Below are 10,564 nucleotides of genomic sequence, written 5' to 3' on the forward strand. Positions count from 1 at the left end.
GCCGGCCCCACCACCCCCCACCCCACCCCCCGCCCCGCCCGCACCCACCCCCTCCCGCACCCCAACACCCCCACCCACCCCCCCCCCGTGTGTCGTGCACCCCCCCCCAACCACGACTCTCGGCATGTCCCGACGAGCAACAACGCCTCATGTCGCGGATGTCGAAGCCGAAGAAGGCGACAGTGCCGGCTTTACCCGACGTAGAGGAACTCCGGTCCGTAGGTCTTCCCGCCGCCGTCCGGAAGCGGCTTCACCATCAGGGAGCGCGCGAGGGGCCCCATCTTGAACATGTGCCCGACCGCGGTATCCACTTCGCTCTTGCCCTCGTTCGGATCGTCCGCCCGCCACGCGCGCTCAAGAGCTCGCAGCATCGAGCTGAACTCGGTGTTGAACGCGTCGAGAGTCTCCCGGATCTCGAGGGCGAGAGCGTTCGTGGGGTCTTTGGGCCAGCCGCCCTCGGGAACCCTGCCCATGGGGTGCGCCGGGGGCAGGGGGATGGCGTCGCCCGTGAAGTCCCAGACGTCCGGGGATTCCGAGACCTTGATCAGCTTCCGGCCGTGGAAGAGTTCGCGGAACACGTAGAAGTGCGCCAGCTCTCCCTTCTTCCCGTAGAAGGGATTCTCGGGCGAGGCGGAGGTGCCCTCGCCCTGCTCCTTGATGACCTTGATGGCGGTGCGAACCTTCTCGATGCTGTCGAGCGGGACGATGTTATTGCCGTCCCCGTGGTGGGCCAGCGGGTAGTCGATCTGTCGGGCGCCGGTGATCAGGTGGCTGTGCGTTTCGAACGCCTCCTCGATCGCGGTGTAGAAGGCCCCGATCGTGGTGAAGTCCTCGAGTTGCGCGACGGGGTCCTCCGGGCGCTCGATCTCGGAGAACATCTCGACGGAAGCCTTGTTCAGGCCCTCCAGGAAGACGATCAACTCGGGGCGTACACCCCCCGGCAACGGGTGTTCGTACTTGGGCACCACGCTCGCGTCGGCGATGACCGGAGCCCCGCCGATGGTGGTGAGCATGTTGCACACCAACCCCATGTGGCTCATCTCGTCGAACATGACCGTCCGGATGGCATCGTAGACCAGCCCCTGCTGCTGCTCGATCGACCACAGGCCACTCGCATAGGGGCCGATGGTCGCCACCTCGACCATGATCGCCTGCTGCAGGGCATTCCTGAGCCATTCCGCGTCGCGCTCCGCGGGGCGAACCCCCATCAGTTCGACGATGGCGTTGCTCTGGTACTCGAGAGTTTGGGTCACACCGCAACCTTTCCGATCCGTGCATGAAGCGTGCCGGCCACGGGCCGCCGTCGACGGATTCCAACCTAGGTGCCCCGGGCCCGCGGACCGCCGCCACACGAGACAGCCATTCGGGTGATCAACGGTTCGATCCGCGCACGGCGCATCGATCGACGGCACGCCCGCCCAACGACCATGCGATTCACCCTTCGGGTCTCGCCGAACGCCACCGAGAACGTGTGCCGCTCCGGCTGCGCTGCCACGGGTTCACGCCCTTGACGGTGCGGCGGGTTCGTGTAGTCCGGCGCACGAACCGCCTGCGCGCCCGGCGGCCTTGGCTCCTCGCCGATGTCCGGCAGACGGCGGCAACCGCGATCGACCTCGTTCGTATCCGTCGTCTCGACAGCCGACCCCGCCGCCTTGAGCGAGGAGGGCGGCTCACTCTGCGAAGGCAAGGGCGACGCCCACGCGCGCACTGTCGCGCTGCCCGCGACTTTCGCTTGCTGGTGAGTGCGAGCAAGCGGCGTGGAACGAAGACACGGCCGAACACCGGAAGCCCTCGATCGATTACCGAGGCGACGTCTCGCAGGGACGTGGTTCCCATGAGGCCCTGCGGTGAATGCCTGCCGGCATGGTGAGTTCGGCCCGGATGCCGCCGCCCGGCCGCGGGGTCAGGGTCAGGGTGGCGCCGTGGGCGAGGGCCACGGCGTCGGCGATCGCCAGGCCCAGGCCCGTACCGCCGCCGTGCAGTCGGTCGCGGGGGCCGCGCCGGAAGGGTTCGCGGAGTTCGGCCAGGCGGGACGCGCCGATCTCGTCTCCGCTGTTCTCGACGACGAGGCGACCGGCCGAGCCGGCGACCCGCAGGTATCCGCCCCTGTTGTGGTCGACGGCGTTGCGGATCAAGTTGTCCACCAGGAGTTCGAGCAGAACGGGATCGCCGTGGACGCGGTCCGGTTCCAGTGCCTGGGACACCACGATGGCGCGTCGGTCCATCGCGGCGGCCGATCGTAGGAGGGCCTCACGGGCGAGCACGTCCAGACGCACGGGCGCGATCGTGGTGGTGCCGTTCTCACACCGGGCGAGATCGAGGAGCCCCTCGACCAGGCGCTGTTGCCGGTCGAGTTGTCCGCGCAACGCGTCGGCCAGCTCTGCCGCTTCGTCGTGCTCGCGGCTTGGGATCGCCGGCGCTCGGGCGGCTGCGGCCACGTCGACGAGGGTGCGCATGGTGGTGATCGGCCCGCGCAACTCGTGTGAGGCGTTGGCGGCGAAGCGATGCTGAGCGGCGAAGGACTGCTCCAGCCGGGCCAGCATCGCGTTGAACATCTCGGCCAACTCCCGCATCTCGTCATGCGGACCCGCCACGGGTATGCGTTGGTGCAAGTCGTATCGGGACAGTCGCCGGGCGGCGCCGGACACGGCACGCACCGGCCGAAGCACACGAGCAGCCATCAGCCACCCCAGGCCGGCCGACACGAGCGTCATGCCGGCCACCCCGACCCCGGCCGTGATCAGAAGCCGTTCGCGCAACTCGCGCCTGGCCTCCTGCTTGGCCCGGACCGCCAGCCGGGCGGGGTCCACCGGCTTGGGCACGTACGACACGCTCTGCCGAGTGCCGGCCGCGGCGGAGTGGCCCGGTGCGAACGCCGTGCCGATGACGACGGCGCTGAGTACCGCTCCCGAGAGCGCGAACAGTGTCGCGTACACCAGGCTCAACCTGGTGCGCGCGGTGATCCGGGGGCCGCGTTTGCCGACGGTGCCGGTCATGCCACGCGATATCCGGCGCCGACGACGGTGACGATCACCCGTGGCGGGCCGAGTTTGCGGCGAAGGGTGGCCACGGTCGTACGCATGCTGTTGGTGAAGGGATCCGCGTGCTCGTCCCACGCACGGTCGAGCAGTTCCTCGGCGCTGACCACCGCGCCGTCCGCGCCGAGCAGGACATGCAGCACCATGAATTCCTTCGGTGACAACCGGACGAAGCGCCCGCCGCGCAGCACGACACGCTGCGCAGGATCCAGGCTGATTCCGGCTCGCTCCAGCACGGGTGGGCGTGCGGGCGTCGACCGCCGCAGGAGCGCGTGCACCCGGGCGACCAACTCCTCGAAGGCGAACGGCTTGGTCAGGTAGTCGTCCGCGCCCAGGTTGAGCCCGTCGATCCGGTCACGCAGTCCCGCGGAGGCGGTCAGCATGAGGACACGGGTGCTGCCGGCGCCGCCGGCCACGAGTTGGCGGCACACTTCGTCCCCGTGCACCTGGGGCAGATCGCGGTCGAGCACGACCACGTCGTAGCGGGTCACCGCGGTGCGCAGCAGCGCCTGGGCTCCGTCCAACGCGACGTCGACGCTGAACGCGTGACGGCGTAATCCGCGCGCGAGCGCGTGGGCCAATACGTCGTCATCCTCCGCCACCAGAACACGCATGCGGCGCACGATAGCCACGGGGACATAAAGAAGGCTTCAACACTTACGAACACGTTCTGTTGACGCTCCGCGGTGCAGGCTCCTCAACGTTCCCGGTTCCCCGACACCGATCATCGGCGGTTGGGTCACCGGCGACGGTCAGTATCCAGTCACACGAGGAGACGACATGCGACGATCCCACAGCCTTGAGCCCGGCGGCGGGAGCGGCCGTTGCCGCGGAGTCGTCGCCGCGGCCATGCTCGCGGTGATAGCCACCCTGGCGGCCGGTTGCGGTGACGAGGGCGAGGCGAGGCAAAAGTCGGGTCCGAGCGTATCCGCCGGCCCGCAGGACGTTCGCTCCGCCGCGGTGTACTTCAGTACCTGTATGCGCGAGCGCGGTTACGACCTCAAGGATCCGGAGTTCGACGACCAGGGGTTGCCCCGCATCGACGAGCAGGGCAAGCGAGGCGAGCCGCAGTACGAGAAGGCGCGACAGGAGTGCCGCAAGCCCTTGGACGCCGCCGCGCAGGCCCAGGGCGTCCAAGGCAAGAACTCCGCCGACCTGCTTCCGTTCACCCGCTGCATGCGCGAGCACGGCGTCGACCTCCCCGACCCGACCCCGGAACAGGGCAGCGCGCTGCGCCTGGACAAGACCACGATGAACTCGCCTGCCTGGAAGACCTCCCTGGATGTCTGCCGCAGCCAACTTCCGCCCGCCTACACGGGCATGTTCGACAATCTGGGGGCGAAGTGAGTTCCGCGGGCGCCCCGCTCCGTCGACGGCTGCGCCGCGCCGGCCGGATGTGCGTCGTCGTCGTGATGATGGGCGCGGCCGCGGGCGCGGCCTGGTTCCTACTCCTTCGCGGGCACGGCGACGCGGACGACGCGTCCGTGAAGCCCTCGGCCGAGTTGCCGACCAAGAACGTGACGCGAGGGGATCTGGTGGCCACCTTCCAAACCAACGGTCGCCTGGGCTACGCCGGTTCCTACCGGATCGTGGGTGGCCGGGCCGGAACCGTGACGTGGGTACCGCGTCCGGGGCAGGTGATCGAGCGCGGGCAGTCCGTGTACGCCCTCGACCAACGCCCGGTACCACTGCTGTTCGGCACCGTGCCCTTCTACCGGGCGCTCGGCCTGGACTCCGAGGGCGCGGACGTGCGACAGCTTGAGGAGAATCTGATCGCGCTGGGGTTCACGACGGCGGACGAGTTGCGTGTCGACGAGAAGTACACGACAACCACCGCCCGGGCCGTCGGACGCTGGCAGCACGCGCTTGGCGTGGAGGAGACGGGGTCGCTGGTCGCCGGCGACGCGGTCGTTGCACCCGCTGCGCTGCGGGTGGGCACGGTCGAACCGCTGGTGGGTCAGACCACGCAGCCGGGCCAAGCCGTGGTCGCGGGCACCGGGACCACGCACAGTGTCCGGGTGGATGTCCCGGTGGAGCGCCGGTCGTTCGTGCGTGAGGGGCAGCCGGCGACGGTCTTGTTGCCCGGGAACAGAACGGTGCAGGGGCAGGTCGAGTCCGTCGCTACCGCCGCTGATCCGACACCCTCCGGCAGTATCGACGCCGCCTCGTCCGCGAACCGGCCGGCGGGCACCGGCTGTCAGGGCACGGTGTGTGCCGGGCAGGTCTCGGTCGAGATCGTGGTGACGGCGAACGAGGCGGAACTGGGCGGTCTCACCGAGGGATCGGCGTCGGTCACCTTCACAGCCGACACCCGCCGCAATGTACTCATTGTGCCGGTCGAGGCACTGGCCGCGAGTCCCGACGGAGGCTTTGTGGTCACCATCGTCGACAACGCCGGGCGGCGCCCGGTCCCGGTACAGACCGGGCTGTTCACCACCGGACGCGTGGAGGTGTCGGGCGCGGGCATCGACGCCGGGATGCGAGTGCAGGTGCCGACGCCGTGAGCGCTTTTGCACCGGCTCCGGTGCTCGAACTGCGTGGCGTCACCCGCCGACACGGCAACCTGCAGATTCTGCACGCCGTCGATCTGAGCGTGCACGCCGGAGAACTGCTGGCCATCGTCGGCCCCTCGGGCTCCGGCAAGACCACGATGCTCCAGATCATGGGCACCCTCGACCGGCCCACCTCCGGCACCGTGCACGTGGACGGCCGAAACGCCACCGCGATGGCGGACCGAGCGCTGTCCGCGCTGCGGGCCCACCGGATCGGTTTCGTCTTCCAACAGTTCTTTCTCACCCAGGCCTTCACCGCGCTGGAGAACGTCGCGACGGGCCTGCTCTACACCGGCACGCCCGCACGGCAGCGCCGCGAGCGCGCGGGCGAGGCGCTGGAACGCGTCGGGCTGGGTCACCGGGCACGTCACCGACCCGGCCAACTCTCCGGTGGCGAGTGTCAACGCGTAGCCATCGCTCGCGCCCTGGTGGGCCGGCCCGCCCTGCTGCTCGCGGACGAGCCGACCGGCAACCTCGACAGTCGCGCCGGTTCCGACATCGTGGCGTTGCTGCACGGATTGCACGACGAGGGCGTCACCATCGCCGTGATCACCCACGACGCGGACCTCGCCGCCCTGCTGCCGCGCCGGCTGCGAATCCGCGACGGAGCCATCGAGGCCGACGAGCGAGACCGACCCGAGGTGAAGGCGAACTCGTGACGCAAACTACTGCACGATTGCCGAAGGCCCGCGTACGACCCGGGGACATCCTTCCATTGGGCCTGATCGGCATGCGCGGCAGACCCGTGCGAGCGGTGCTCTCCGGCCTGGGGATCGCGCTCGGCATCGCATGTGTGGTGGCGGTGTTGGGGGTTTCCGCATCCAGCCAGGCGCGCCTGCTCGCCCGGATCGACGCGCTGGGCACCAACCTGCTCACCGTGCAGCCGGGACGGACCGTGACAGGAGACCAGACCGGTCTGCCGATCACCGCGCCCGCGATGATCAGCGCTCTCCCCGGCGTGCGAGAAGTGGCGTACGTCGGCGCCGTCGACGGGGCGATTTACCGCAACGACCACATCGCCGCCGCGGCCACCGGTGGATTGACCGTGCGCGCGACCAGTCTCAACCTGCCCGACACGCTGGCGCTGACCATCACGTCGGGCACCTGGCTCAACCCGGCCACCGAACGCCATCCGGCCACGGTGCTCGGCTCCGTCGCGGCGCGCAGGCTCGGTGTCGCCGAGGCACGTGACGGACCCCAGGTGTACCTGGCGGGCCAGTGGTTCACCGTCGTCGGCGTGCTCGCCCCTTCCGTCCTGGACCCCGCTCTCGACGCCTCCGCCCTGGTCGGGTTCCCGGTCGCGGTCGAGCGGTTGGGCTCCCAGGGGCAACCGACCAAAATCTACGAACGCTCGGACGACGCTGCGGTCACCACGCTCGTGCGGCAGCTGCCGCCCACCGCCGATCCCGCCGAACCGAGCACGGTCACCGTCAGCCGACCCTCCGACGCCTTGACCGCCAAAGCCGCCGCGCAGAGCGTGCACACCAACTTGTTCATCGGGCTGGGGGCGGTGGCCTTGATCGTGGGAAGCGTGGGCATCGCCAACGTCATGGTGATCGGTGTGCTGGAACGCCGCGGCGAAATCGGCCTGCGTCGGGCTCTGGGGGCCACCCGCCGGCACGTTCGGACCCAGTTCCTCACCGAGTCGGTGCTCATGTCCCTGGCCGGAGGGCTCGCCGGCGCCTTGCTCGGGGCGGCAGCCACGGCGGGCTACGCGGAGTACCGGGCCTGGCCGTTGGTCGTCCCCGGCTCAGCCGTCACCGGCAGTCTGGCAGCAAGCCTGCTCGCCGGCACCGTCGCGGGCATCTATCCAGCTGTCCGCGCTGCGCGGATGTCGCCCACGGAGGCCCTGCGCGCGGTGTAACAAACCATCTGAAATTGCCCTCATTGAGTCGCGCGTGCGGGTGCGTTGGACCCGCGCGCACCGGCCCGGTAGACGGCTACGACTGTGCCCGGATCCCTCCGCCAAGCACCCGACTTGCAGGGGCCCTCTCTTGCTCACCGCCGGTGATGTCGACGGGGTTCGGTCGTGTCGGTCCGCCGGGCCCGCCCATCGCTCCCCGGCGGACGGCAACTCCGCGGCGGGCTGCTGCAGATCGGGACGGCCTGCCGGCCGGGATGTGGAAGCGGGGGGTCGGGGCGCTCCCAGCGGGAGAGTTGACGCACGCTCACCCCGGCGGTGATCCCCAGCCGCGCGGCCTCCACCGTGAACGCCCGCACGAACGCGACCTGCGTGTACCCGGTGCCGCGCCGCCGTACGGCCGGATCCGACACGACCACCGCGCGTCCCCCTGTTCGTCGCCGACAGGGACCTCACCATACTGTCACCGACCTCCGACACAGAGTCCCCAAGGCGCCCGAATTGTCGCGGAAAATGTCTGGCGAAATGTCCGGTTCCCTCACAACCCGGGCCCTACGGAACGGCGTTGACTGATTCCTGTCCGGCACCGTGTTCCGCCAGGCGCCGGCGCCTCACCACCGAGCCTGTCCCGCTCGGCCCATGAAGGAGAGCAGCGATGAACGAACCCACCACCGAAGCCGCCGTCCCCACCGCCTCCGCGGGCGTGATCAAGGGCGTCCGCGACACCGTCGACGCCCGCTCGCGCGGCACCGTCCCCTCGGACGCCGGATCCACTGGCAAGACCGACCAGAGCGACACGCCGCCATGCTCCACAGCTACAGCCTCGCCGAACCAGCCGTCGCCACTCGCGTTCGCCGGGAACGCCGCTTCCTGGACACCCGGATGGACTCCACGCCGAGGCCATCGCCGTCACCGAACTCCTCCAGGGCCTCTCCCGAGGCGACAACACCATTTCGTCGCACCGGGCGCGTACCCGTCTCGGGGGATGCCGTGCCCTCCGCGATCGGGTCGATCGTTGCGCCCGTCATGGCGAACGGGCGTCCCCCGGCGCCGCCGTGCCACCTCCGACGGCCCCTCTCCCGAAGCCGTCGGCTCCGGTGGGATCGGCGCGGTGTCGTAGTGCTCCAGGACCTGCAGGGCCTCGGCCTCGGAGATCACCGGCGGGTCGGGAGCCGGCGACACCGCCGACGCGCTCGGCACGGGTCTCGTGTCCCCGCCGCCCGACGAACAACCCGCCACCGCGCATCCCGCCGACACCAGCACGGCCACCGTCGTACCGAGACGTTCACAATCCCCGCCCTACCGCAACGAGACTTCGGATCGTGTCAGCCGCCAAAGGGGCGATCCGACACCTTCAAACAGGCGCAATGATGTCTTTGTCTTTTGCCGCCAACGACCGACCACTGTCGCGACGCTGAAGACTCACAGCGAGCGAGACTCTCCGCCGAACGCATCGCCGAGATGGACACGCTCGGCATGCGCCGGCAGGTAGTGCGCACGCAGAACGTGCCTTCCTGCTGGAATGAGGGAGACTCCGGAAAGCCTCATCGTCCCGGCCAAGAAGGCACGTTGGCTCCCGCTGGACCGTCGAGCGCACCCTGGGCCGGCTCATGGCACCCGGGGCCGGGGGCCGAGGAGTTGCTCGGGTGTCAGTACACGGTCCATTCCTCTGTGAAGCCGCAATAGATGTCGCCCCCGGTGGCCCCGTTGCGCAGACATACCTTGAGGGTGTAGGTCCCCTGCTTGAGCACGTATCCCGCTTGTACACAGCTTCCGGAGCCGCCGGCGGCGTGCAGTGTGTGCACGGTCCCGGTCGGTGTCCTCAGGAAGGACACGGCGCGCAAGCCATCCTTCGGTCCGGCGTCACACGTGCTCTGCGACATCGTCCCGTCGACCTCGTCATAGGTGACTTCGCTGTACCCGTAGCCGTACTTGGGTGATTGCTCGGACACGGCGACAGGCGCCGGGGCGTCGGCGTATGCAGGAGAGGTGGCGAACACGACGACCGCCCCCATGGATACAGCGACACCTGCGAGTTTCGCAATATGTGAACCCTTCACCATCACGACCGCCTCCCAATGCGATTCGGTCCGCCGCCCCTCGCGGTCGAAGCCGTTGTCATCTTGCACAGGCCAAGGGCGGGCAGAACAGATTTCGGCTGTCCGGGACATGTTCCGAACAAGCAGCTCTGGCCCGTGCACGACGCACGTTCTCGATGCAAGCACCCGGGACAGCCCTTCCGGTGAAGACCGAAGCATCGCCGGCTTCCCCGACCGCCACAGTTCCCGAGAACACGGGGCCTGGCTGGGCTGCGACGCCGACCTGCGGTCCGCACCGATGCGGCCCTCCCGCCGACATCGGTACCGCACCCCAGGTCAGAACACCGCGCCCGCACAACGCGGCCGAGACGGCACAGGATCCCTTTGCGCTGTGGATCGTCGCCGCGCACACCCGCCGCCTGCTCGCCACCAGCACCGACCGCCACACCCGCGACCGCGCGCTGGACGCGCTCGGAAGCCGGGGCCACGACGTCAGCGCTCTGGAGAACCCCGACGACGTCGAAGCCCGTGAGACCTACGCACGTTCCCGCGCAGAACGCGAAAACCCCGGCGATTGGGACAGCTACGCCGACGAACCGCCCTTCTGATGGCCAATGGCTCCTCGGCGAGCCCGGGCGCATGAGCGCAAGGGCCTGCCGGGCGAGGTGGAAGCCTGCCGCCCTTCCGGGACTTCGATCCCCCAATCGGGCCGGCTCCACCTTGCCCTGCCGTGCCGGGGGGAGACGAACACACCTTGCCGCGCCACTCTCGACAGCGCGAGATATCCCCGAGGGCTCAGCCGGCGCTCCCGCTGCTTCGGTGCCCGTAGCGGCTCAGGTCCGCCGAACGCCGCCCCGGGGGTTGGAGGTCGGCGTAGGGGTGCCGGCGGGCGCCGGTGCCGTGGACCAGGACGCGCCGCGGCTGTGCGGGTGTGGGCGCGCCGAGGAGGTCGAGCGCGGCGTGGGGTCCGTGGTCGCGGCGGGCGGCGGCGATCTCGTCGAGGTCCCACGCCATGGCGGCGACGATCGTGCGTCGGCGGCCGCGGACCTGGACCTTGCCGCGGATCAGCAGCAG

Annotated in this window: 10 protein-coding genes; 5 read left to right on the top strand and 5 right to left on the bottom strand. The window is 69.7% G+C overall.

Going from position 1 to position 10,564, the window contains the following annotated elements:
- Positions 1–191: 191 nt before the first annotated feature.
- From ACFXMF_RS44150 to ACFXMF_RS44160, 3 genes are all read right to left on the bottom strand, one after another.
- Positions 192–1,253, bottom strand: a complete 1,062-nt coding sequence (locus tag ACFXMF_RS44150) for a ferritin-like protein (protein ID WP_379991907.1) — start codon at positions 1,251–1,253, stop codon at positions 192–194.
- Between the two features lie 546 nt (positions 1,254–1,799).
- Positions 1,800–2,996 (bottom strand): sensor histidine kinase, encoded by a 1,197-nt coding sequence (locus tag ACFXMF_RS44155; protein ID WP_379991906.1) that lies wholly within the window; start codon positions 2,994–2,996, stop codon positions 1,800–1,802.
- On the bottom strand, positions 2,993–3,652 hold the full coding sequence (locus tag ACFXMF_RS44160) for a response regulator transcription factor (protein ID WP_379991905.1): 660 nt from the start codon (positions 3,650–3,652) through the stop codon (positions 2,993–2,995). Before ACFXMF_RS44160 ends, ACFXMF_RS44155 begins: the two co-directional genes overlap by 4 nt.
- 166 nt (positions 3,653–3,818) lie before the next feature.
- Here ACFXMF_RS44160 and ACFXMF_RS44165 point away from each other — a divergent pair, with 166 nt between their 5' ends.
- The 4 genes from ACFXMF_RS44165 to ACFXMF_RS44180 all read left to right on the top strand — a co-directional run bounded on the left by ACFXMF_RS44165 (position 3,819) and on the right by ACFXMF_RS44180 (position 7,454).
- The gene (locus ACFXMF_RS44165) at positions 3,819–4,385 is read left to right on the top strand and encodes a hypothetical protein (protein ID WP_379991904.1); all 567 of its coding nucleotides are present in this window, start codon (positions 3,819–3,821) and stop codon (positions 4,383–4,385) included.
- Complete coding sequence (locus tag ACFXMF_RS44170) at positions 4,382–5,542, top strand: efflux RND transporter periplasmic adaptor subunit (RefSeq protein WP_379991903.1); 1,161 nt, start codon at positions 4,382–4,384, stop codon at positions 5,540–5,542. Before ACFXMF_RS44165 ends, ACFXMF_RS44170 begins: the two co-directional genes overlap by 4 nt.
- Positions 5,539–6,249, top strand: a complete 711-nt coding sequence (locus ACFXMF_RS44175; protein ID WP_379991902.1) for an ABC transporter ATP-binding protein — start codon at positions 5,539–5,541, stop codon at positions 6,247–6,249. The genes ACFXMF_RS44170 and ACFXMF_RS44175 overlap by 4 nt, the downstream gene beginning before the upstream one ends.
- Positions 6,250–6,320: 71 nt before the next feature.
- Positions 6,321–7,454 (top strand): ABC transporter permease, encoded by a 1,134-nt coding sequence (locus ACFXMF_RS44180; RefSeq protein WP_379991908.1) that lies wholly within the window; start codon positions 6,321–6,323, stop codon positions 7,452–7,454.
- A 1,646-nt stretch (positions 7,455–9,100) separates the two neighbouring features.
- On the opposite strand, the gene ACFXMF_RS44185 is transcribed toward ACFXMF_RS44180, so the two are convergent.
- Positions 9,101–9,580: a hypothetical protein gene (locus tag ACFXMF_RS44185; RefSeq protein ID WP_379991901.1), complete on the bottom strand. Its 480-nt coding sequence runs from the start codon at positions 9,578–9,580 to the stop codon at positions 9,101–9,103.
- A gap of 113 nt (positions 9,581–9,693) precedes the next feature.
- Here ACFXMF_RS44185 and ACFXMF_RS44190 point away from each other — a divergent pair, with 113 nt between their 5' ends.
- Positions 9,694–10,098 (top strand): hypothetical protein, encoded by a 405-nt coding sequence (locus ACFXMF_RS44190; protein WP_379991900.1) that lies wholly within the window; start codon positions 9,694–9,696, stop codon positions 10,096–10,098.
- 187 nt (positions 10,099–10,285) lie between these two features.
- On the opposite strand, the gene ACFXMF_RS44195 is transcribed toward ACFXMF_RS44190, so the two are convergent.
- Positions 10,286–10,564, bottom strand: a 279-nt coding sequence (locus tag ACFXMF_RS44195; protein ID WP_379991899.1) for a hypothetical protein, incomplete at its 5' end; no start/stop codon positions are given.

Origin of the sequence: Embleya sp. NPDC059213 (assembly GCF_042754445.1) — a bacterium.
Lineage (GTDB): Bacteria > Actinomycetota > Actinomycetes > Streptomycetales > Streptomycetaceae > Embleya.